The following is a 23202-nucleotide window of genomic DNA, read 5'->3' as shown; positions in this document are numbered from 1 at the left end:
AAAAAACAAGGCACAAGGACGTGCCTTAACAACATATTCAGGGAGGAACAAAACAATGAGAATTAACCACAATATCGCAGCACTTAACACATTAAACCGTTTGTCTTCAAACAACGGTGCGAGCCAAAAGAACATGGAGAAACTTTCTTCAGGTCTTCGCATCAACCGTGCGGGAGATGACGCAGCAGGTCTTGCGATCTCTGAAAAAATGAGAGGACAAATCAGAGGTTTAGAAATGGCTTCTAAAAACTCTCAAGACGGAATTTCTCTTATCCAAACAGCTGAGGGTGCATTGACTGAAACTCACTCTATTCTTCAACGTGTTCGTGAGCTAGTTGTTCAAGCAGGTAACACAGGTACTCAAGACTCAACAGATCTTGGCGCTATCCAAGACGAAATCAGCTCTCTAGTTGAAGAAATCGGCGGAGGAACTGACTCAAAAGGTATCTCTGACCGTACTGAGTTTAACGGTAAAAAACTTCTGAATGGTGATTTCTCAGAAGCTAGTGGAAAAAAACTAACATTCCAGATTGGTGCTAACAGTGGTCAACAACTTTCTGTCAACATTGAAAGCATGGCAGCTACAGCACTTGGTGCTTTAGATACAGACGGTAAAACACTTCTCACAGGACAAGCAGTATCAGATATCGATGTAACAAAATTTGCTGATAACGCGGCTGACACTGCAACTGTAGGTTTTGACGCGCAACTTAAAGCAGTTAATGACGCTATTAACACTGTATCTACTCAACGTTCAAAATTAGGTGCGGTACAAAACCGTCTTGAGCACACAATCAACAACTTAAGCGCTTCTGGTGAAAACCTGACAGCTGCTGAGTCTCGTATCCGTGACGTTGACATGGCTAAAGAAATGAGCGAGTTCACAAAGAACAACATTCTTTCTCAAGCTTCTCAAGCGATGCTTGCTCAAGCGAACCAACAGCCTCAAAACGTACTTCAATTGTTACGTTAATTTTGAAAAAGACCTTGGCGTTTGCCGGGTCTTTTTTTATTTCCGTAACTCCAAATCTTTCCCCCTTGCTGTCTATAACCCGTGATATAATAATCGAATTCTCCACTATCTTATAAATGTATTTCCAAACAAGAATTCTAAAACAGATGAGTTTTTTTCCAAAAATATGTGTAATCTTATCTCGACTTAGTCGATATAAACGATAGATTGGGACATAGGGGATGATCAATTGAACATTGAAAGACTCACTACGTTACAACCTGTTTGGGATCGTTATGATACTCAAATACATAATAAGAAAGATCATGAGAGTGAGGTTCCTGTTCATCAAGTTTCATATACCAATCTTGCTGAAATGGTAGGGGAAATGAACAAGCTTTTGGAACCTTCGCAAGTTCACCTGAAGTTTGAGCTCCATGAGAAGTTAAATGAATACTATGTAAAAGTAATAGAGGACTCTACAAATGAAGTCATCCGCGAAATTCCGCCGAAACGGTGGCTTGATTTTTATGCGGCTATGACTGAATTTCTTGGGTTATTTGTAGATGAAAAAAAGTAGATGAGGAGTGGTTTGAAATGGTCACGAGAATAACAGGTCTGGCGTCAGGAATGGATATAGATGATATCGTATCAAAGCTGATGCAGACAGAAAGAGCGCCGCTGGATAAGCTGACACAAAAAAAGCAGACGCTTGAATGGCAGCGTGACAGCTATCGTGAAGTCAACTCAAAAATAAAAGAATTGCAGGATTATATGTCTAAAAATACGTTGACATATCCGAGCACGTATCAGAGCAAAGCTGTGACCAGCTCCAATGAGTCTGTGTTAACTGCTACAGGAAGCGCAAGTGCGCCAAATTCGTCTTCTACTGTTGAAGTAGCGAGTTTGGCAACTGCAGCAACGTATAAGGCAAATAATTATACGGGATACACACAAGGCGATTATAATTTGGCATTTAACGTTGTAGCACCTGGTGAGACAACGGCAAAAACAGTGAACATCAGTGTGACGAGCGCCGATACCATTGATAATGTGATTTCTAAACTTAATAGTTCAGATCTAGGAGTATCAGCATTTAAAGACAAAATATGGAACGGTACAGAGTATGTAGAAACGATTGCGTTTTCTTCTAAAGCAACAGGTGCAGGAGGCAGCATACAGGCAGCAGACTCTGCTACATCCGACTTTATGTCCGGTCAGCTTGGTTTTTCTTTAGACGCTGATAATAAGCTCACTGCTTACAAAGAAGGAACAAATGCAAAGGTCACAATTAATGGCTTTGAAATGGAGAAGCTGACAAACAACTTTACGGTTAATGGCGTTACCTACTCGATCAAAAATACAACTGCAGCCACAGGCCCTGTTACCACATCTGTTTCTACTGATGTTGACGGGATTTATAACCAAATTAAAGAGTTTGTAGATAAATACAATGAATTGGTTGACAGCCTGAATGAAAAGCTTCAGGAAGAAAAATACAGAGACTATACTCCGCTGACGAGTGAACAAAAAGAAGCAATGTCTGATAAAGAGGTAGAACTCTGGGAGAAGAAGGCAAAAAGCGGTTTGCTGAGAAATGATTCCAGCATCAGCACCGGTACAAACCAAATGAGGACCGACTTTTATTCTCAAGTAAATGCGGATGGGAAAGCCTATCAATTAACTGAATTTGGCATCACAACCTCAAGTGCTTACCAATTGCGGGGACATTTAGAGATTAATGAAGACAAACTGAAAGCAAAAATACAAGAAGATCCACAAAGTGTTGCTGCCTTATTTACAAACGGGACGAACAGCAGCGCTTATAGTGATAAAGGAATTATGAAACGCATCGGTGAAACACTGAAAAGTACAGTGAAAAGCATTGAAGCAAAAGCCGGCAACTCGACAATGGGAACCAATGACTACTCAATCGGTAAAAATTTGAACACGATCAGCACTGATATCACCAAAATGCAGGACAGATTGAATACCATAGAAAACCGCTATTATACAAAATTCAGTGCAATGGATTCTGCGATTCAAAAAATGAACGAACAAGCGTCCTATTTATCACAGCTTCTTGTACAATAAATGTAATTTGGAGGATGACACATGGCGATCCAAAATCCTTATGCAGCTTATCAGCAAAATTCAGTGAATACCGCTACGCCCGGGGAGCTGACCCTTATGCTGTATAATGGCTGTTTGAAATTTATAAAACTTGCATCTCAGGCCATTGAGAATAATGATATGGAACGTAAAAATGAAAATCTGATTAAAGCGCAAAATATCATTCAGGAATTAAATGGTACGCTTAACCGCAACATAGAGCTTTCCGGTTCAATGGGTGCGATGTACGATTATATGTATCGAAGACTGGTAGAGGCAAATATCAAAAATGATACGAGCATGCTGGCTGAGGTTGAAGACTATATAACAGATTTTCGCGATGCTTGGAAACAGGCCATTCAAAGTGAACGAAAGGACCGGCACGGATCAGGCGGGATCGCATGAAAAACATAGATCAGCTATACACTGAGACGGAGAGTATGCTGTCACACATACAAAATACACCGGAAAGCGATGAACTTTTAAAGCAAATTGAAGACTTTGTGTCTAAACGGTCTGAACTTATTCAGGGGATAGCTCTGCCGCTTTCAGAAGAAGAGCGAAAGCAGATGAAACTTGTCTTGACATGGGATCAGCTTATTGTGAAAGAAATGGAAAGACTGAAGCAGTCAATCGCAGCAGAACTTCAGCAGGTGAAAAGAAAACGTGCGATGCATACGACGTATTTAAATCCTTATAACAACATCACGATTGACGGCAGATATTATGACAAGCGTAAATAGGTGAGTGCCTTGAAGAGCATTGAGGATTATACGCTTTTATCAGCTTATTATCATCTTCTTTTTACCATTGAGGAAGGGCTGTGCTATTTGATAGAGGCGGAACAGAATTTATCAAAAACAGAAGGGGATCGGATCTACCAAGATCTGATCCAAGCCTTTTTTTATTTGGATTCAACCCATTCAACTCTTCTTTTCGTGATGAACACACGGTGCGCGGAAGTATGCGTTAAGGCTTTTGACGAGATTTTTGCAGAATTTGATCAATTGGTTTCTTTCTCATTCCCCTCTCATGAATTCTGCGAGTATTTAAAAGGACATTTTCTGATTCACTATAGGAAATGGATGCTGTCCATTCATCGATGTATGGAGCCCTTTGTGATCAATTGACGTTGTGTAAGGTATTTTTTCTTATTGCCAGCATATACATATACCTCCCGTAACCATAGGAACATCAGCATAAAACGGCATAATTCGACAAAGTTCACTGAATTTTCACAAAAGGTTTACGTTTCAGCAGGAATTGTAAAGGGTAAAGGAGAAATAGATACATATCCTTAATAAAAGGGAGGCGTTCTTTGATGAACTATAACATCAGAGGAGAAAATATTGAAGTGACACCCGCGTTAAAGGATCATGTCGAGAAGAAGATCGGCAAGCTGGAGCGTTATTTTGAGCATAGTGTAAATGCCGATGTGAACGTCAACTTGAAGTTTTACAATGACAAGGAGTCCAAGGTTGAGGTTACGATTCCGATGACAGATCTGGCGCTTCGGTCTGAAGTGCATAACGAGGATATGTACAATGCAATTGATCTCGCTACAAACAAGCTGGAACGTCAAATTCGTAAGCATAAAACAAAGGTAAACCGCAAATTCCGTGAGCAGGGTCTTCCGAAATCTTCAGTGGCAAACGGCCTCGGCTCTGATACAGATATTGCGGTTCAGGACGAAATAGAAGAAGATGAAAGCTTAGAAATCGTCCGTCAGAAGCGCTTTAATTTAAAGCCGATGGATAATGAAGAAGCGATCTTGCAAATGAATATGCTCGGCCATAACTTCTTTGTTTTCACAAATGCGGAAACAAACCTTACAAACGTCGTGTACCGCAGAAATGACGGGAAATATGGCCTGATTGAACCGACTGAATAATGAAGAGCAGCCTTCCGTGATTTTCGCGGAAGGTTTTTGTTTTTTCTTATTTGCAAATTCTTTGGAAATAAGAGAAGGTATGATATGATAATGAGAGGTATACATGGACTAGTAAATTATTTATACATGCTTGTCAAACAGGCATGTGATGATAGAGGAGCGTTATAAATGCTTGGAATTTTAAATAAAATGTTTGATCCAACAAAACGTACGCTGAATAGATACGAAAAAATAGCTAACGATATTGATGCGATTCGGGGAGACTATGAAAATCTCTCGGATGATGCGCTGAAACATAAAACAATTGAATTTAAAGAGCGCCTTGAAAAAGGGGCGACAACTGATGATCTACTTGTTGAAGCATTCGCAGTGGTTCGGGAAGCTTCCCGCCGCGTAACCGGCATGTTCCCGTTTAAAGTCCAGCTTATGGGGGGCGTGGCTCTTCATGACGGAAATATCGCGGAGATGAAAACAGGGGAAGGTAAAACATTAACGTCTACTCTGCCTGTTTATTTAAATGCCTTATCTGGAAAAGGCGTGCACGTCGTGACAGTCAATGAATACTTGGCGAGCCGTGACGCAGAGCAAATGGGGAAAATTTTTGAGTTTCTTGGCTTAACTGTAGGACTGAATTTGAACTCAATGTCGAAAGATGAAAAACGGGAAGCTTATGCGGCTGACATCACTTATTCTACAAATAACGAGCTCGGTTTCGATTATTTGCGAGACAACATGGTTCTTTATAAAGAGCAAATGGTGCAGCGTCCGCTTCATTTTGCGGTAATTGATGAAGTCGACTCTATTTTGATTGATGAAGCGAGAACACCGCTTATCATTTCAGGACAAGCTGCAAAATCGACAAAACTGTACGTACAGGCAAATGCTTTTGTACGCACGTTAAAAGCAGAGAAGGACTATACGTATGATGTAAAAACAAAAGGTGTACAGCTCACAGAAGAAGGAATGACAAAGGCTGAAAAAGCGTTCGGCATCGACAACCTGTTTGATGTGAAAAATGTGGCGCTCAACCACCATATCAACCAGTCCTTAAAAGCGCACGTTGCCATGCAGAAGGACGTTGATTACGTAGTAGAAGACGGTCAGGTTGTTATCGTTGACTCTTTCACGGGTCGTTTAATGAAAGGCCGCCGCTACAGCGAAGGGCTTCACCAGGCGATCGAAGCGAAGGAAGGGCTTGAAATTCAAAATGAGAGCATGACCTTGGCGACGATTACGTTCCAGAACTACTTCCGGATGTATGAAAAGCTGGCCGGTATGACGGGTACGGCTAAAACAGAGGAAGAGGAATTCCGTAACATCTACAACATGCAGGTTGTGACGATTCCGACAAACCAGCCGGTTGTTCGTGATGACCGTCCGGATTTAATTTACCGTTCAATGGAAGGGAAGTTTAAGGCCGTTGCAGAAGATGTTGCCCAGCGATATATGACAGGACAGCCCGTTCTTGTCGGTACAGTTGCGGTTGAAACGTCTGAATTGATTTCAAAGCTGCTCAAAAACAAGGGTATCCCGCATCAGGTATTAAACGCCAAAAACCATGAACGTGAAGCGCAAATCATTGAAGAGGCCGGTCAAAAAGGCGCTGTGACGATTGCGACAAACATGGCGGGGCGCGGAACAGACATTAAGCTTGGCGAAGGAGTAAAAGAGCTTGGCGGACTAGCCGTTGTCGGAACGGAACGCCATGAATCACGCCGGATTGACAATCAGCTGCGAGGACGTTCAGGACGTCAGGGTGATCCGGGGATCACGCAATTTTATCTTTCTATGGAAGATGAATTGATGCGAAGATTTGGTGCTGAGCGGACAATGGCAATGCTTGACCGATTTGGTATGGATGACTCCACTCCAATTCAAAGCAAAATGGTATCCCGCGCGGTTGAATCATCTCAAAAACGCGTTGAAGGAAATAACTTCGATTCACGTAAACAGCTTCTCCAATACGATGATGTTCTCCGCCAGCAGCGTGAGGTTATCTATAAGCAGCGTTTCGAAGTCATTGACTCTGAAAACCTGCGTGAAATCGTAGAAAATATGATCAAATCTTCTCTCGAACGGGCAATTGCGGCCTATACACCAAGAGAAGAGCTTCCTGAGGAGTGGAAGCTTGATGGTCTTGTTGAGCTTGTTAACACGACTTACCTTGACGAAGGCGCGCTTGAAAAGAGCGACATCTTCGGCAAAGAGCCGGATGAAATGCTTGAGCTCATTATGGATCGCATCAAGACCAAATATAATGACAAAGAGGAAAAATTCGGCGAGGAACAAATGCGCGAATTTGAGAAAGTCATCGTGCTTCGCGCCGTCGATTCAAAATGGATGGATCATATCGACGCAATGGATCAGCTTCGCCAAGGGATTCACCTTCGTGCTTACGCGCAAACAAATCCGCTGCGTGAGTATCAAATGGAAGGCTTTGCGATGTTTGAGCATATGATTGAATCCATCGAGGACGAGGTTGCCAAATTTGTGATGAAGGCTGAGATTGAAAATAATCTGGAGCGTGAAGAGGTTGTACAAGGCCAAACCACGGCTCATCAGCCGCAAGAAGACGATGAAAACAAAAAAGCAAAGAAAGCGCCGGTTCGTAAAGTGGTTGATATCGGCCGAAATGCGCCATGCCACTGCGGAAGCGGAAAAAAATATAAAAATTGCTGCGGCCGGACTGAATAGTTCGTTCGGGCAAGTTTGTGACCGCGGCGCCTTGAGCGCCCGCGGATCTTTTAATGAGGTGAATAGAATGGAATTATCAGAAATCAGAGTTGAGCTCGAAAATATGGCTTCTCGTTTAGCGGACTTTAGGGGGTCTCTTTGACCTCGAATCAAAGGAGACCCGCATTGCTGAGCTAGATGAGCAAATGGCTGATCCGGAATTCTGGAATGATCAGCAGAAAGCTCAAACGGTCATCAATGAAGCAAATGGTTTAAAGGATTATGTCAATTCCTATAAAAAATTGAATGAATCCCATGAAGAACTGCAAATGACTCATGACCTTCTGAAAGAAGAGCCGGATCAAGATCTTCAGCTTGAGCTTGAAAAAGAGCTAAAGGCATTAACGAAGGAGTTCAATGAGTTTGAGCTTCAGCTTCTTCTCAGTGAGCCTTATGATAAAAACAACGCTATTTTGGAGCTGCATCCGGGTGCGGGCGGCACTGAGTCACAGGATTGGGGCTCTATGCTTCTCAGAATGTACACCAGATGGGCTGAGCGCCGCGGCTTTAAAGTGGAAACGCTCGATTACCTTCCTGGTGATGAAGCCGGTATTAAGTCAGTCACATTACTGATTAAAGGGCACAACGCTTATGGGTATATCAAGGCGGAAAAAGGCGTCCACCGTCTCGTGCGGATTTCTCCGTTTGATTCATCAGGCCGCCGTCACACTTCATTCGTATCTTGTGAAGTTATGCCTGAATTCAACGATGAGATCGATATTGATATCCGTACGGAGGACATTAAAGTTGATACGTACCGTGCAAGCGGAGCAGGCGGACAGCACGTCAACACGACAGACTCAGCTGTTCGGATTACCCACTTGCCGACAAACGTGGTTGTGACATGTCAAACAGAACGTTCACAAATTAAAAACCGTGAAAGAGCGATGAAAATGCTGAAGGCGAAGCTGTATCAGCGCAGAATTGAAGAACAGCAGGCCGAGCTGGATGAAATTCGCGGTGAGCAAAAAGAGATCGGCTGGGGAAGCCAAATCCGCTCTTACGTTTTCCATCCGTATTCCATGGTAAAAGACCATCGGACCAATACAGAAATGGGTAACGTTCAAGCCGTAATGGACGGAGATATTGACGTATTTATTGACGCATACCTTCGTTCTAAACTTTCATAAGCGGGAAACACACCTGGTGTCTACAGGTGTGTTTTTTTATTGCCTGCATATCCTTGCTTTCACTGCTGCTTTAGCATATTACCACTTTATTTGGGTGTTATTTACATCTAATCAGGGAAGGATTAAAATGCTATCGGAGAGCATAGGAAGAAACGGAGGAAGGTTGTAATGATGGATGTACGGAATAAAAGTTTTCGGGTTATAAGGGATTATGTATACATACTGATAGGGGCAGCAATTACAGCAGTGTCCTTTAATGTCTTTCTGCTTCCTAACAAAATAGCCGCAGGCGGTGTCAGCGGGATCAGTACCATTTTACAGTCATATGGTTTTGAAGCGGCCTATGTGCAGTGGATCATTAATATTCCCTTATTTATTGCCGGTATCATTTTGCTTGGCGGTAAATTTGGACTCAAGACACTCGCGGGTTCTGTCTTTTTGCCGCTTGTCGTGTTTTTGACGAGAGACATTCAGCCTGCTACACATCATGAGCTTCTGGCGGCGATTTTTGGCGGCGTCGGCATCGGGATTGGAATCGGCATTGTGTACTTAGGCAAAGGATCGACCGGGGGAACGGCATTAGCGGCTCAAATCATTCATAAGTACACAGGTCTCTCATTAGGGACGTGTCTCGCGATCATTGACGGTTTGATTGTTGTTACGGCGATGATCGTATTTAATATAGAGCAGGGACTGTATGCCATGCTTGGGGTGTATGTATCAAGCAAAACCATTGATGTCGTCCAAGTGGGCTTCAACCGCTCTAAAATGGCGCTTATCATTACAAAACAGGAACAGGCCGTGAAGGAAGCTGTTTTTAAAAAAATTGACAGAGGCGTTACGAAAATTTCTGCAGTCGGCGGATATACTGACGATGAACGACCGATTTTAATGTGCGTGGTTGGCCAAACTGAATTCACGAAATTGAAACAAATCGTCAAACAGATTGATGAGACTGCTTTTGTGATTGTAGCAGATGCAAGCGAGGTGCTGGGCGAGGGTTTCAAACGCGCTTAAACGAGGTTATAATATGGAAGAGATCGTAAAGGAGTTGTGCTTCTCAACATGAAATCAAAACTATCGATACTGATGCTTGTATTTGCCATTTCTGCCCTGCTGGCTGCCTGCGGTTCTAACGATGCAAAAGAAGAGAAGACAGACAACGGCAGCAAAACAGAAGCCTCTGCGTCTGAAGGGGAAGAATTATATCAGCAGAGCTGTGTAGGCTGCCACGGCAAGGATTTAGAAGGTGTGTCAGGACCTAATCTCCAAGAAGTTGGAGGCAAATACGACGAAGAAAAAATTGAAAGCATTATTAAAAACGGACGGGGCAATATGCCGAAGGGGCTTGTAGATGATAAGGAAGCCGCTTCAATTGCCAAATGGCTGTCAGAGAAAAAGTAAGAGGAGAAAATCTTTGCCGCGATTCAGGCAAGGATTTTTTTATGCCGAAATAATGATGAATGAAAAGAAACTGTAATAGTATTATGTCTAAATTTGACGTATAATGAAGTGTGTTGAAAATCAAACTTTCAGATTTTTCATCTTTTTACAAATGAATGGGTCATAAACTGTCGAATGCTTTCGAAGAGTATGACCGTGCGACATAAAATGATATAAAAGATTAGGTGATTTCATGATAGAGATGAAAGAAGTATACAAAGCCTATCCGAACGGTGTAAAGGCGCTTAACGGGATTTCAGTTACCATTCATCCCGGAGAGTTTGTTTATGTTGTCGGACCGAGTGGAGCGGGTAAATCTACTTTTATTAAAATGATATACAGAGAAGAAAAGCCGACAAAAGGGCAAATTTTACTCAATCATAAAGATCTCGCATCGGTTAAAGAAAAAGAGATTCCTTTCGTGCGGCGTAAAATAGGTGTAGTCTTCCAGGACTTCAAGCTTCTTCCGAAACTTACTGTGTTTGAGAATGTGGCTTTTGCCCTTGAAGTAATTGGAGAACAGCCGTCTGTCATTAAAAAACGGGTGCTTGAAGTGCTTGATTTGGTGCAGCTGAAGCATAAAGCGAGACAATTCCCTGACCAGCTTTCAGGCGGGGAGCAGCAGCGTGTCTCTATAGCCAGATCAATTGTGAACAGCCCTGATGTTGTCATTGCAGATGAACCTACGGGAAACCTTGATCCGGATACGTCTTGGGAAGTCATGAAGACGCTGGAGGAGATTAATAACCGCGGAACAACAGTCGTAATGGCGACACATAATAAAGAAATCGTAAACACCATTAAGAAACGTGTCATTGCAATCGAAGATGGTATCATTGTGCGTGATGAGTCAAGAGGGGAGTATGGTTCTTATGATTAAAATTCTCGGGCGCCATTTGCGTGAGAGTTTTAAATCTCTCGGGAGAAACACATGGATGACGTTTGCATCCATTAGTGCAGTAACCGTTACGCTGATTTTAGTCGGCGTGTTTTTAGTGATTATGCTGAATTTGAATAACATGGCTACGAATGCTGAAAAAGAAGTCGAAATCAAGGTATTGGTTGATCTGACTGCAGATAAGAAGGCACAGGACAAGCTGCAGAACGAGATAAAAGACCTGAAAGGCATTCAAAGTGTCACTTTTTCATCTAAAGAAAAAGAGCTTGACCAGTTAGTTGACAGTTTTGGAGACAGCGGAAAATCCCTGACGATGCAGGATCAGGAAAACCCGCTGAATGATGCATTTGTCGTGAAAACGACCGATCCGCATGATACGCCAAGTGTCGCGAAAAAGATAGAAAAAATGGATCACGTTTATAAAGTTACTTACGGAAAAGAAGAGGTCAGCCGTTTGTTTAAAGTGGTCGGCGTTTCCCGCAACATCGGAATCGCGTTAATTATCGGCTTATTGTTTACGGCGATGTTCTTAATTTCCAACACCATCAAAATTACGATTTTTGCAAGAAGAAAAGAAATTGAAATCATGAAGCTTGTTGGTGCGACGAACTGGTTTATCCGCTGGCCGTTTTTCCTTGAAGGATTGCTGCTCGGTGTATTCGGTTCAGTCATTCCGATCGCGCTTGTATTGAGCACTTATCAATATGTTATCGGATGGGTCGTTCCGAAGGTTCAAGGATCATTTGTCTCTCTTCTTCCATATAATCCGTTTGTATTCCAAGTCTCGCTTGTATTAATTGCGATCGGCGCAGTGATTGGAGTATGGGGAAGCCTGACTTCCATCCGCAAGTTTTTGCGGGTATAAACATAAGAAAAGTCATCCCGATTGCGGGGCGGCTTTTTTCTTTTGCCTTCTTTTTCTTCTATGATTACATGAAATCTCCATCCTTTACATATACTATCTCTAGGTTTTGCAAAGACAGTCTGGCATACAGGAGGAGTAAAGGATGAATCAAAAAATAATCGCTGTAATAGCGGCGGGGAGCATGCTGTTCGGAGGCGCCGGCGTATATGCGGGAATGAACCTGCTGGAAGCCGAAAAGCCCGAAGCCGCAGCTGTTGCCGCAACGGCTCAAGCTGACTCTGATCGGGCTGCAGCTATGGATAAAATTGAAAAAGCATATGAATTGATTTCAAATGAATATGTAGAAAAGGTTGATAGAGAAAAGCTGCTTGAAGGAGCCATTCAAGGGATGCTGTCTACATTAAACGATCCTTATTCCGTCTATATGGACAAGCAGACGGCAAAGCAATTTTCTGATTCTCTTGATTCCTCTTTCGAAGGCATCGGGGCTGAGGTTGGAGTGAAAGAAGGCAAAATCATTATTGTGTCGCCATTTAAACAATCTCCTGCGGAAAAAGCCGGGCTGAAGCCGAATGATGAAATCATCAGTATTGATGGAGAATCGATGGCGGGCAAGGATTTAAATGACGCTGTCTTAAAAATAAGAGGAAAGAAAGGTTCCAGCGTGTCAATAAAGATTCAGCGGCCTGGGACGAAGAAGCAATTGTCATTCCGCATTAAGAGAGCTGAGATTCCGCTTGAAACGGTGTTTGCTTCAGAGAAAAAAGTGCAGGGACATTCTGTCGGGTATATCGCCATTTCTACTTTTTCTGAGCATACTGCGGAGGATTTTGCAAAAGCATTGGGCAAGCTCGAGAAAAAAGGAATTGAAGGCCTCGTGCTGGATGTTCGAGGAAACCCGGGAGGATATCTTCAAAGTGTTGAAGAGATTCTTAAGCATTTCATTACAAAGGATCAGCCGTACATTCAGATTGCTGAACGCAATGGAGATAGAAAACGTTATTTTTCAACATTGACCCATAAAAAAACATACCCTGTCAATGTCATCACAGATAAGGGGAGCGCCTCTGCCTCCGAAATTCTTGCAGGCGCATTAAAAGAAGCGGGGCATTATGATGTTGTAGGTGACACGTCATTCGGAAAGGGAACTGTTCAACAAGCTGTACCGATGGGAGACGGCAGCAATATTAAACTGACGCTTTACAAGTGGCTGACGCCAAACGGGAACTGGATTCATAAGAAGGGTGTTAAGCCGACCATTGCGATAAAGCAGCCTGATTATTTCTCCGCAGGTCCATTGCAGCTAAAAGAGCCTCTTAAAGCTGATATGAACAATGAAGATGTGAAACATGCACAGGTTTTGCTGAAAGGACTCAGTTTTGATCCGGGTCGGGAAGACGGCTATTTCAGCAAAGAAATGAAAAAAGCGATTTTGGCCTTTCAGGATCAAAACAAGCTCGCAAAAACGGGTGTGATTGACAATCGCACCGCGGAGAAAATAAATCATTTAATTGAAATGAAAAAATCAGATGAAAAAAATGATTTGCAGCTTCAAACGGCGCTTAAATCATTATTTGTCAATTAAAGGAGATGGTGTTCCATCTCCTGTTTCTTTGTGCTTAATGAATAAATAAACCATAAGTCACATAAAAATTGAGTTTTTGACAAGATATTAAAAAATTTTTCACAAATAAACATTTATAAAGGACCGAGATTACCCGATATCAATATAAGAGAGAGACTTTCTAACGAGAAAATATGCATTTAAAATGAAACTTTTGCAAGTTGCCTAGTCGTTGTTTACTTCATACAATATAAGAAGGTTCTAAAAAGAACAGTAATCAGGTTTATGGCAGCTGAACTACAGGTATTTAAAAGAGAAACGTTAGCGAGAATGCTTGTTAGCACTCCAGTACTGCTGCTTATACTGGCCCGTGCTTATCTGTACAAAGAAAATGGGGGTTCACAATTGAAGAGGGCAAGTATTGTGCGTGAAAAAAAATATTATGAATTAGTGGAACAATTAAAAGACAGAACACAAGACGTAACATTTTCAGCTACAAAAGCACTAAGTCTTCTTATGCTGTTTAGCAGGTACCTAGTGAATTACACAAATGTTGAATCGGTCAATGACATTAATGAAGAATGTGCCAAGCATTATTTTAATTACTTAATGAAAAACCATAAACGATTAGGAATCAATCTGACAGATATAAAGAGGTCGATGCACCTGATCAGCGGGTTTTTGGACGTTGATGTAAACCATTATTTAAAGGATTTTTCACTATCGAATGTCACGCTCTGGATGACGCAAGAGAGATAAACCCTCCTGAGGATATCCAAGCCATTTAATATTTGATAGAATATGAGTAACATGTTTGGCTTGAGGCGGTGAAAGATAGTGTCTGTTCAATGGGGATTTGAACTGTTAAAAAGTGCGGGCCTGTTCTTTTTGCACCCGCTATTCTGGTTTTTTGTCATTGTAAGTCTGGCTTTCGGATATGTGAGGATCAAACGTGAGCGAAAAACCTTTCATACAAGAATAGCAGACATTTATGATGAACTGAAATTTACATATACAAAAGGGTTAATTCCCGGTATCCTTTTGTCTATTGTTTTGGGGGTACTCGGAATTTCTATTCCTCTCGGTATGCTTGCGATTATTGCCGTTATGACTGCAGCGGCAGCGTTCACTCTTCGCGCAAACTGGATGTCTGCTGCATATATCGTCAGTGTGAGTATGCTGATAGGTTTTGGACTGCAAGTGAATCAGGCTGAACCTTTTCTGGATCGGTTTCCGCAAGGCTATGCGGTCGTGTGGCCGGCTCTGGCGGTGTTTTTGGGGTTATTGGTTATCGCTGAAGGAGCGGTTGCATATCGTTCTGCCCATGTGAAAACATCACCGGGATTGGTCGTCAGCAGCCGCGGTTTGCCGATTGGTCAGCAGCTTGCAAACCGTATATGGCTTTTGCCGTTGTTTATTCTTGTACCTGGCAATGGATTAGAATCACACCTCAGCTGGTGGCCTGTGTTTTCTGTTCCCGGAGGGTCATTCCATTTTCTGTGGATCCCTTACTTTGTCGGATTCGGCCAAAGGGTGCAGGGTTCCCTTCCTGAAACCAGTATAAGAATCACAGCGAAGCGAGTCTGTATTCTCGGGCTTATTGTCTCCGCTCTCGGTGCAGCGAGTTTGCTGTGGACGCCGCTTGCGGGTGCAGCTGCCTGTGCGGCTGTATTAGGACGTATTTTTCTGTCCGTGAAGCAAAGGGTAAACGACAATGCAGCACCGTTTTATTTCTCCAAGCGTGATCAAGGCTTAATGGTGCTTGGCATTATACCAAATACACCGGCTGAAGACTTGGAATTAAAAATCGGAGAAATTATTACGAAAGTCAACGGCGTGCCCGTTAAGCACGTATCTGATTTTTATGAAGCGCTCCAGCGCAACCGTGCGTATGTGAAGCTTGAAATTATCGGTCTGAACGGGGAGATTCGCTTTGATCAGCGTGCGTCTTATGAGGGAGAACATCATGAATTGGGCATTCTGTTCGTAAAGGATGACCGTGAAGATGAGGCAGCCGCTTTGCCTGGATCATAAAAAACAGCCCGGTACCACATTTTGTGTGGCGCCGGGCTGTTTTGTTTTACGCTGAATTTTGTTCCATGTGTGCCGTTTCGTCAGATTTGATGCCTAACGAAACAAAAACACCAATGATGGATACTGCGAAGAGAATAATAAATAACGTGTGATACCCAGAAATCAGGCCAATTAAGGCTGACGAAATAATGCTTCCGAAATAACGGAAGGTCGAGAAAATGCCGGAAGCCACTCCGGACATCGCGGGCTCTACTGTGGCAAGGGATGACACCTGCATGCTGGTCAGTCCGACTCCGGATGCAAGCCCTCCGAGAATAAGAGAGATCATCAGGAAGAAAACGGAATGGGAGTTGCTCAAGAGCAAAAATAACAAATTGGCTCCGGCCATCATCGCAAATGAGAGAAATATGATTTTTTTCGCCCCCCATTTATGATGGAGCTGAGCGCCTGCCCAATTGCTCGCCGACATAAATATCGAAAAGACGGAAAGCGCCATACCGCTGTTAGATGTATTAAGCCCAAACTGGTTTGTCATGAATAACGGCATGATCAATAAGACGGCATACATCATTAGATTGCTTAACAAGACGGATAGATTGGCATTTGTAAAGGTTGAGCTTTTAAATAGCGCAAAATCAATGATTGGATGCTGTGTGCGTTTTTCCCGTCTGAAAAAAAGCGGGACAAAAAGCAGTATCAATATGCTGTATAATGCATAGCCCCATGAAGACTCATTTTTCGTCAGCAGGATAATCGAAACGATGCTGCCTGCCAGCAAGAGAGAGCCGATGATATCCAGCGGCGCCTCTGATTTGTTTTCTTTATATTGAGGAAACATGGTCAATGCTGTAAATAAAGCAATGGCGAGAAACGGGATGTTGACCCAAAAAATCGAATGCCAGCTGAAGCTGTCAATCAAAAGAGAGCCGATAAACGGCCCGAGAGCGGCGCCCAGACCCGCGCCGAGCCCGAAATAGCCAAATACTTTCGGAAGGCGTTTCTCTGATACAACGTGCCGGATAATGGCAATGCTGTTTGGCGTGAGCAGTGCCCCGCCGACAGCCTGCAAAGCCCGAAATACAATTAACAAAAACAGGCTCGGCGATAGAGCGCAGCCTAATGAAGCAATCAGAAACAGGCCGACGCCCCATAAATACATGGTTTTGTTGCCGTACATGTCACCGAGTTTTCCGGCTATTGGCTGTGTGACGGCCATGACGATTAAATAAACGGTAACCACCCAAGTGATGCTTGCGATGGATTCGTTATACGTATGTGATATAGATGAAAGCGCGACTGCGATCATCGTTGAGTTAATGGGAACCAGGATGGCCCCCAATAAAAGTGAGACGATCAGCGCCCATTCTTTTTTTGAGCTCATTGGGATCCTCCTTTTGTTTTGCCAAGGAGCTAACGGGCAGTAATTCCTTTGACGAATACAGCTGTACTATGCTCCAGCATTTTTTCCTGGGGCATTGAAATCACTCTGTCTCCTAAATGAAGACGGTGTACAAAGTAACCAAAAATCATCGAAATAAATACATCGGCATGTTCCGATTCATCTCCTGTCTGGATAGCCCCTTTCTTACCCATGCTTGTGAGATAATCAACTAAAAGCTGTTTCATAGATTGGGGATATTCAGTCACATGGTCGATGACATCCTGAAACATGGCCGGTTCACGAAAGCTGATTTTAATTATATCTTTTCTTTGTTCAAGCTCTTCCAGCAGACAGGTTCCGATATGCAGCAGGTCTTTATACAAATCTCCCTCTGTTTGCTCAAAGATGCGATTTCGATTTGCAGAATGCTGAGAAAGCAGAGCCTCGACAAGCCCCTGTTTGTTTTTAAAATTCCTGAAAATCGTCGCTTCACTTACGTTTGCTTTTTCTGCAATTTCTTTTGTCGTCGTTGCACGATATCCTTTTTTGACGAGCAGCTGCATGGTAGCGTCAAGGATTCTGCGGTTTGTCGGTCTCAATACATTTCACCTCACGAATATACTGGCAGGACAAGTATACACCTGCCCCGCTTGTATAATAAAGAGGGTGGGCGCATCAGGACCGGCTGACAACTGTGATTTTGCCGCTGTTTCCGTCTACAGTGACGATGTCTCCATCTCGAAGCCTTTCTGTCGCTGCACGTGTGCCGAGAACAGCGGGAATGCCGTATTCCCGTGCGATTATCGCTGCGTGAGACAAGATTCCTCCTGTATCTGTAATAATGGCTTTGGCATCTTGAAACAGGCTGGTCCATAGCGGTGTCGTCATTTTGCAAACCAGGATGTCTCCAGGCGCGAATCGAGAAAACTCACTGGCATCCCGAATCAATTTAACCGGCCCTGTTGCGATACCGCTTGATGCTGCAATTCCGAAAATATCATTCTCCGTGTTTTTTTCATCTTCTATGACAGCACCGACAATTTCTTCAGCCGCTTTCAGTTGCGCTTTTGTCGGTGTACCGAGATATGCAGGCGCCTGTGCCAGCTCATACTCATGAAAGATTTGTCTCCGTTTTTCAGCCTTCTCTTGAAGGGATACGGGATGAAGGAGCGCGTTTTCCACCTCGTCATCATATAAGAACCAAAGGTCTTCTCGATCTCGGATCACACCGCTTTTGGCCAGCAATTCTCCTACCTTCAGCAAAAAGACCCTCGCCTTGGCATCCAGCATAGCATCAATGTAAAAATGATGATCATCCTTAATATTGGACGAATTCAGCGTCCATTGATAATAACGTTCAAATTCTTTCTGCAAAGCGGAATCCTCAATGCTTTGCAAGAATTCATTGTACAACTTCTCCCGTTTTTCAATGGTCTTCTTAAATTCGTTGTCAAAATGATAGCCATTGCGGACGTAGTTTTGGATATGAGTCAATGCGTAATATGGATTCTCTGTCCAAGTCTGTTCAATCAGATCGTGGCTTTTTACAGATCGCCATCCGTATTCCTGTAAAAATGCATTGACTTTTTGCAGGAAACATCTGCCCTCGTCGATTTGTTCTAATGTCTTCTGCAGCTGCTGCGGCTCGGTATGCTCAAAAATGGCTGTCAGATTCGGATTTTCTCGTGCTTCAACGGAGAATTGCCATAGGCGGCGGTCTGTTTCCAGCGATTTGTTCATGACTCCTGTTAGCATCTCATAGAAATGTGAGTTTTCAGTTTCACCCTGAATGTTTTGATACATAGCTTGCAGTTTGTTCGTCAGAAGAATTTGCGGGAAAACGATATTGAAGTGTTCCTCATAGGCCGTGAGATAAAAGGCCTTCAGTTTTTTAAAGGCATCCAGCGCACTTTCCGGAGTGTGTTCCGTTTGTGCGAGTTGGTCCAATGTCCGGTAAAACGGAAGGTACGTATTATGAATGATATCGTACATGCGCTCGGACAATATCGGAAAAAGCTCTTCGGCACTGTCCTCAGGAGGCAGTTGTTGTTCGCCTTGATTTTTTGAATAAATATGTCCACGATACACTTTTACTTCATCGACGATGACACCGATCGGGAACTGCTGCATACTTTTCTTTAAGCCGTATTCAAGTGCGGGCACAATAAAAGATGAAAATAGCGGACTGACCGGACCTTCGATGTTGGACTCCATATTGAGCCAAAAATCATCCATATCCTCGTCGGTGATCATGAAGTTCCGTTCTTCCTCAGCCGCTTTTTTATCCTGTTCAATGGTGGTAATTGGCCGTGCCTGCAGAAGGTACAGTTTATGATTGGCGATGCCGAATTCTAAATCAACAGGATATCCGTATAGGGCTTCGGTTTTTTTGGTGATTTCAGTCAGCTCAATTACCTGTTCATCTGTAAGGCAAAAACGGCTGCGCATGTCTTCGCTCGTTTCTTTTTCGGCAATGCCTTCTGCTGCGGACTCCATGTAGATCTCTTTTAAACCCATTTCTTTCTGAATCTGAAATGAAGCTTTATGAACGATATACGTGTCAGGAGTGACGCTTCCTGATACGACAGCTTCTCCCAGGCCGTAGCTGGCGCTGATTAATAACTCTTTATCATCATGGGTAACGGGATTTTGGCTGAAAATCACACCCGATATTTCTGAATTGATCAGGCCCTGCACCACAACACCCATTAACGGCTCAGCGATTTGATTGTTCATTTTCTTCTTATAGCGGCTGACCCTGCCTGAGAAAAAGGAGGCCCAGCATTCTTTCACCTTAGCCAGAAATTCTTCTTCTGTTTTTATATTTAAATAGGTTTCATATTGACCGGCGAATGAAGCGCCCTCTAAATCTTCTGAGGCTGATGAAGAGCGGACGGCCACGGAACGATATGATTCTCTCAGCTCGTAAAAGGAGTTCGTCAGCTCGTTCTTTAGCTCATCTGAAAATGTTCCGGCAATAATGGCATTTTCGATATTTTCGCTTGAATCATGAAGCTGATTATCCTCCATAAAACGGGCGAGAGCGTTCGTTTGAATGATAAACCCATCTGGAACAGGAAGTCCGTGTTTGGTCAGTTTAATGAGATTCATGCCTTTTGCTCCAGCCAGCTGACTGGATTCTTCAGCTTGGCGAAATAACACAGAGTACATGTTTAAAACCCCTCTTTCCTTAGTATTTTTCTCTCTATCTTTTATTTTTGGGAGCCAATGTTCAAAAAAATGATAGTGAACACTATCACTCAATTGTAGGTTTAAAGGAAAATGCTGTCAAACGCAAAAAGCCCTAAATAAAATGAATATTTAAGTTAGTTAGATGATCATGAAAAATAAAAATGAAGCGGGTCTGTTTGCTTATTTTTTCGTATTCGCAAATCGTTTCACTGAGCTTTCAGATCGCTGTTGGCCAAGCTTTCTTCGTTAAACGAGACTTAATACCTATCTTCCTGTTAATTTGACAATCAGTACAGTTTCAGCTCTTATTCAGCCGCACTAAAATCAATTTCTCTTTATATTTGATGCCGTCTATTTTGCCTGCCGGTGATCTATTATTTTATGATGAACATTTATTCTGTCCGGGTTGAATAGGATTTGGGTCTTGAAAAAATTGGACGAGGCATCTGTCTATCTATAAGAAGAGAGTTTTGCGGCAGGGCACGATGATTGAATTGAACTGAAAAAGGGTATGGTGTATAAAGAGGGAACCATTGCACGATTGTCCGATTCTTCATTTTTTACTATAATCAAATCAGATGAAGAATCCCTGAGGAGGGTTTTTGTGATTACAAAAGCCGTTTTTGCATTATTTTTCCCTTTTATGCTTGTTGTCCTATTTACGAGAGTGACCTTTAACCATTACGTGGCGATCGCTCTTACAGCTGCATTGCTGTTTGCTTCTTATTTAAAAGGCTATACAGAAACGTATTTTATTGTGGGATTAGATGTTGTCTCTCTTGTGGCGGGCGGACTTTACATGGCCAAAAAAGCTGCTGAGAAAAAAGAAGAATAAACCGGACATAATGAAATATAAAGATGAATTCCTGCTTTTACGTTTTAAAAGCAGGTTTTTTATACATGAAAATAGCTGGAAATAAAAAACCACCGAACTTTAGTTCGTATTTTTGGTGATTTTGCTTTCCATTGTGTTACTATATCTATAGGAAGATTTCGTTAAAGAAACGGAGGCTTATTTGTGAAAGATCGCTTTGAGTTAGTCTCAAAATACCAGCCCCAGGGAGATCAGCCGAAAGCCATTGAAAAGCTTGTCAAAGGCATTCAGGAGGGCAAGAAGCACCAGACTCTGCTGGGTGCAACAGGAACGGGCAAAACATTTACGGTGTCCAATTTGATTAAAGAAGTCAATAAGCCGACACTCGTCATTGCCCATAACAAAACCCTTGCCGGACAGCTTTACAGCGAGTTTAAGGAATTTTTTCCGAACAACGCTGTCGAGTATTTTGTCAGCTACTATGATTATTATCAGCCGGAGGCGTATGTGCCTCAAACGGATACATTTATAGAGAAAGATGCCAGCATTAATGATGAGATTGATAAACTCAGACACTCCGCTACATCGTCTCTGTTTGAACGGAGAGATGTAATTATCATTGCAAGTGTGTCTTGTATTTACGGTCTCGGTTCGCCTGAAGAATACCGTGAAATGGTTGTTTCATTGCGTCCTGAAATGGAAATTGAGCGCAACGAGCTGCTTAGAAAGCTTGTTGACATTCAATATGCCCGCAACGATATTGATTTTCAGCGCGGTACGTTTCGTGTGCGCGGAGATGTAGTGGAAATTTTCCCGGCATCCCGTGATGAACACTGTGTAAGAGTCGAGTTTTTCGGAGATGAAATCGAACGGATCAGGGAAGTGGATGCCTTGACCGGAGAAATTTTAGGCGACCGTGAACATATTGCGATTTTCCCGGCATCCCACTTCGTTACGCGGGCCGAAAAAATGGAAAAAGCGATTCAAAATATCGAGAAGGAGCTTGAGGAGCAGCTAAAGGTCATGCATGAAAACGGCAAGCTTCTGGAAGCGCAGCGCTTAGAGCAGCGGACGAGATATGATCTTGAAATGATGCGGGAAATGGGCTTCTGCTCCGGCATTGAGAACTATTCAAGACATTTGACGCTTCGCCCGCCGGGTTCAACGCCGTATACGCTTCTCGATTATTTTCCTGACGATTTTATGATTGTGGTGGATGAGTCGCACGTGACGATTCCTCAGGTGCGCGGCATGTTTAACGGAGACCAGGCGAGAAAGCAGGTGCTTGTGGATCACGGATTCCGTCTTCCGTCAGCGCTTGATAACCGCCCGCTCCGGTTTGAAGAATTTGAAAAGCATATGCACAATATCGTCTATGTGTCAGCAACACCAGGGCCATATGAGATTGAGCATACAGATGAAATGATAGAGCAGATCATCCGTCCGACAGGGCTTCTTGACCCGCTTATTGACGTGCGGCCGATTGAAGGGCAGATTGATGATTTAATCGGTGAAATTCATGCGAGAGTTGAACGGAATGAACGGGTGCTTGTGACGACTTTGACGAAGAAGATGTCAGAGGACCTGACCGATTATTTAAAAGAAATCGGCATCAAAGTTAATTATCTGCATTCAGAAATTAAGACGCTTGAACGGATCGAAATTATCCGTGATTTGCGTCTCGGCAAACATGATGTGCTCATTGGCATTAACCTCCTGAGAGAGGGGCTTGATATTCCGGAAGTATCCCTGGTTGCGATTTTGGATGCGGATAAGGAAGGCTTCCTGCGTTCGGAGCGTTCGCTTATTCAGACGATCGGACGGGCGGCGAGGAACGCGGAAGGCCGTGTCATCATGTACGCCGATAAAATGACGAAGTCTATGGAAATTGCCATTAATGAAACGAAACGCCGGCGCGAGCAGCAGGAGCGGTTTAACGAAGAACACGGCATTACGCCGCAAACGATTAATAAAGAAATTCGTGACGTGATTCGTGCGACTGTGGCTGCTGAGGACAAAGCGGAGTATAAAACAAAAGCTGCGCCGAAGCTGTCGAAAATGACGAAGAAAGAGCGTCAAAAAGTCGTCGAACAAATGGAGCACGAAATGAAGGAAGCCGCCAAGGCGCTTGATTTTGAAAGAGCCGCGGAGCTTCGCGATTTACTTTTAGAGTTAAAAGCGGAAGGATGATGA

The 23202-nt window shown here is 43.1% G+C and carries 21 protein-coding genes; 18 read left to right on the top strand and 3 right to left on the bottom strand.

The genetic code is table 11. From position 1 onward, the window contains the following. Positions 1–55 precede the first annotated feature (55 nt). From hag to minJ, 16 genes are all read left to right on the top strand, one after another. A complete protein-coding gene (gene hag / locus P3L57_RS17550) occupies positions 56–973 on the top strand; it encodes a flagellin Hag (protein WP_069486851.1) in 918 nt (305 codons plus the stop codon). A gap of 229 nt (positions 974–1202) precedes the next feature. Continuing rightward, positions 1203–1532 (top strand): flagellar protein FlaG, encoded by a 330-nt coding sequence (gene flaG, locus P3L57_RS17545; RefSeq protein WP_044159446.1) that lies wholly within the window; start codon positions 1203–1205, stop codon positions 1530–1532. A 17-nt stretch (positions 1533–1549) separates the two neighbouring features. Next, entirely contained in the window at positions 1550–3046 is a 1497-nt protein-coding gene (locus tag P3L57_RS17540) for a flagellar hook-associated protein 2 (RefSeq protein WP_044159443.1), read from the top strand. A 21-nt stretch (positions 3047–3067) separates the two neighbouring features. Further along, positions 3068–3469, top strand: a complete 402-nt coding sequence (gene fliS / locus P3L57_RS17535) for a flagellar export chaperone FliS (RefSeq protein ID WP_044159442.1) — start codon at positions 3068–3070, stop codon at positions 3467–3469. After that, a complete protein-coding gene (gene fliT, locus P3L57_RS17530; protein WP_044159439.1) occupies positions 3466–3807 on the top strand; it encodes a flagellar protein FliT in 342 nt (113 codons plus the stop codon). The genes fliS and fliT overlap by 4 nt, the downstream gene beginning before the upstream one ends. Before the next feature lie 9 nt (positions 3808–3816). Then, positions 3817–4194 (top strand): DUF8042 domain-containing protein, encoded by a 378-nt coding sequence (locus P3L57_RS17525; RefSeq protein ID WP_024123013.1) that lies wholly within the window; start codon positions 3817–3819, stop codon positions 4192–4194. 191 nt (positions 4195–4385) lie between these two features. Beyond that, positions 4386–4955, top strand: a complete 570-nt coding sequence (gene hpf / locus P3L57_RS17520; protein WP_044159437.1) for a ribosome hibernation promotion factor — start codon at positions 4386–4388, stop codon at positions 4953–4955. A 168-nt stretch (positions 4956–5123) separates the two neighbouring features. Then, positions 5124–7649, top strand: a complete 2526-nt coding sequence (gene secA, locus P3L57_RS17515; RefSeq protein WP_044159435.1) for a preprotein translocase subunit SecA — start codon at positions 5124–5126, stop codon at positions 7647–7649. Positions 7650–7716: 67 nt separating this feature from the next. Then, positions 7717–8818, top strand: a protein-coding gene (gene prfB, locus P3L57_RS17510; protein WP_099043490.1) for a peptide chain release factor 2 whose coding sequence is annotated in 2 segments (ribosomal slippage) — positions 7717–7788 and positions 7790–8818 — 1101 coding nt in all. Because the reading frame shifts where the segments join, the coding sequence is not laid out codon by codon here. Between the two features lie 171 nt (positions 8819–8989). Further along, positions 8990–9835 carry a YitT family protein gene (locus tag P3L57_RS17505; protein WP_069487008.1) on the top strand — a complete coding sequence of 282 codons (846 nt, stop codon included), beginning with the start codon at positions 8990–8992 and terminating at the stop codon, positions 9833–9835. Between the two features lie 48 nt (positions 9836–9883). Beyond that, positions 9884–10222: a cytochrome c551 gene (cccB, locus tag P3L57_RS17500; protein ID WP_024123008.1), complete on the top strand. Its 339-nt coding sequence runs from the start codon at positions 9884–9886 to the stop codon at positions 10220–10222. Between the two features lie 232 nt (positions 10223–10454). Then, a complete protein-coding gene (gene ftsE / locus P3L57_RS17495; protein ID WP_010332047.1) occupies positions 10455–11141 on the top strand; it encodes a cell division ATP-binding protein FtsE in 687 nt (228 codons plus the stop codon). Next, positions 11134–12024 carry a permease-like cell division protein FtsX gene (gene ftsX, locus P3L57_RS17490; protein WP_044160364.1) on the top strand — a complete coding sequence of 297 codons (891 nt, stop codon included), beginning with the start codon at positions 11134–11136 and terminating at the stop codon, positions 12022–12024. Before ftsE ends, ftsX begins: the two co-directional genes overlap by 8 nt. A gap of 142 nt (positions 12025–12166) precedes the next feature. Beyond that, positions 12167–13609: a carboxy-terminal processing protease CtpB gene (gene ctpB / locus P3L57_RS17485; protein WP_069486852.1), complete on the top strand. Its 1443-nt coding sequence runs from the start codon at positions 12167–12169 to the stop codon at positions 13607–13609. 384 nt (positions 13610–13993) lie between these two features. Beyond that, positions 13994–14347: a swarming motility protein SwrAA gene (gene swrA / locus P3L57_RS17480; protein WP_069487009.1), complete on the top strand. Its 354-nt coding sequence runs from the start codon at positions 13994–13996 to the stop codon at positions 14345–14347. Between the two features lie 78 nt (positions 14348–14425). After that, positions 14426–15622: a cell division topological determinant MinJ gene (gene minJ, locus P3L57_RS17475; protein WP_069486853.1), complete on the top strand. Its 1197-nt coding sequence runs from the start codon at positions 14426–14428 to the stop codon at positions 15620–15622. Positions 15623–15668: 46 nt separating this feature from the next. Here minJ and P3L57_RS17470 read toward each other — a convergent pair whose 3' ends face one another. From P3L57_RS17470 to P3L57_RS17460, 3 genes are all read right to left on the bottom strand, one after another. Beyond that, complete coding sequence (locus P3L57_RS17470; RefSeq protein ID WP_069486854.1) at positions 15669–17003, bottom strand: MFS transporter; 1335 nt, start codon at positions 17001–17003, stop codon at positions 15669–15671. A 29-nt stretch (positions 17004–17032) separates the two neighbouring features. Further along, positions 17033–17602, bottom strand: coding sequence for a TetR/AcrR family transcriptional regulator (locus tag P3L57_RS17465; RefSeq protein WP_069486855.1), 570 nt, complete (start codon positions 17600–17602; stop codon positions 17033–17035). Between the two features lie 76 nt (positions 17603–17678). Further along, positions 17679–20174 (bottom strand): PEP/pyruvate-binding domain-containing protein, encoded by a 2496-nt coding sequence (locus tag P3L57_RS17460; RefSeq protein ID WP_069486856.1) that lies wholly within the window; start codon positions 20172–20174, stop codon positions 17679–17681. Between the two features lie 625 nt (positions 20175–20799). On the opposite strand from P3L57_RS17460, the gene P3L57_RS17455 reads away from it, so the two are divergent. Together P3L57_RS17455 and uvrB are read left to right on the top strand one after the other, a co-directional pair. Then, a complete protein-coding gene (locus P3L57_RS17455; protein ID WP_003228053.1) occupies positions 20800–21030 on the top strand; it encodes a CsbA family protein in 231 nt (76 codons plus the stop codon). A 183-nt stretch (positions 21031–21213) separates the two neighbouring features. Continuing rightward, positions 21214–23199, top strand: coding sequence for an excinuclease ABC subunit UvrB (gene uvrB, locus P3L57_RS17450; protein WP_010332039.1), 1986 nt, complete (start codon positions 21214–21216; stop codon positions 23197–23199). Positions 23200–23202: the final 3 nt, after the last annotated feature.

The sequence above is a fragment of the Bacillus sp. B28 genome (genome assembly GCF_029536185.1).
Taxonomy (GTDB): domain Bacteria; phylum Bacillota; class Bacilli; order Bacillales; family Bacillaceae; genus Bacillus; species Bacillus halotolerans.
This window is presented reverse-complemented; position numbering and strand designations above follow the sequence as displayed.

Coding starts and splice junctions, on each gene's coding strand:
- hag (WP_069486851.1), top strand. CDS start 56: ATGAGAATTAACCACAATATCGCAGCACTTAACACATTAAACCGTTTG.
- P3L57_RS17540 (WP_044159443.1), top strand. CDS start 1,550: ATGGTCACGAGAATAACAGGTCTGGCGTCAGGAATGGATATAGATGAT.
- fliS (WP_044159442.1), top strand. CDS start 3,068: ATGGCGATCCAAAATCCTTATGCAGCTTATCAGCAAAATTCAGTGAAT.
- fliT (WP_044159439.1), top strand. CDS start 3,466: ATGAAAAACATAGATCAGCTATACACTGAGACGGAGAGTATGCTGTCA.
- hpf (WP_044159437.1), top strand. CDS start 4,386: ATGAACTATAACATCAGAGGAGAAAATATTGAAGTGACACCCGCGTTA.
- secA (WP_044159435.1), top strand. CDS start 5,124: ATGCTTGGAATTTTAAATAAAATGTTTGATCCAACAAAACGTACGCTG.
- P3L57_RS17505 (WP_069487008.1), top strand. CDS start 8,990: ATGGATGTACGGAATAAAAGTTTTCGGGTTATAAGGGATTATGTATAC.
- cccB (WP_024123008.1), top strand. CDS start 9,884: ATGAAATCAAAACTATCGATACTGATGCTTGTATTTGCCATTTCTGCC.
- ftsE (WP_010332047.1), top strand. CDS start 10,455: ATGATAGAGATGAAAGAAGTATACAAAGCCTATCCGAACGGTGTAAAG.
- ftsX (WP_044160364.1), top strand. CDS start 11,134: ATGATTAAAATTCTCGGGCGCCATTTGCGTGAGAGTTTTAAATCTCTC.
- ctpB (WP_069486852.1), top strand. CDS start 12,167: ATGAATCAAAAAATAATCGCTGTAATAGCGGCGGGGAGCATGCTGTTC.
- P3L57_RS17470 (WP_069486854.1), bottom strand. CDS start 17,003: ATGAGCTCAAAAAAAGAATGGGCGCTGATCGTCTCACTTTTATTGGGG.
- P3L57_RS17460 (WP_069486856.1), bottom strand. CDS start 20,174: ATGTACTCTGTGTTATTTCGCCAAGCTGAAGAATCCAGTCAGCTGGCT.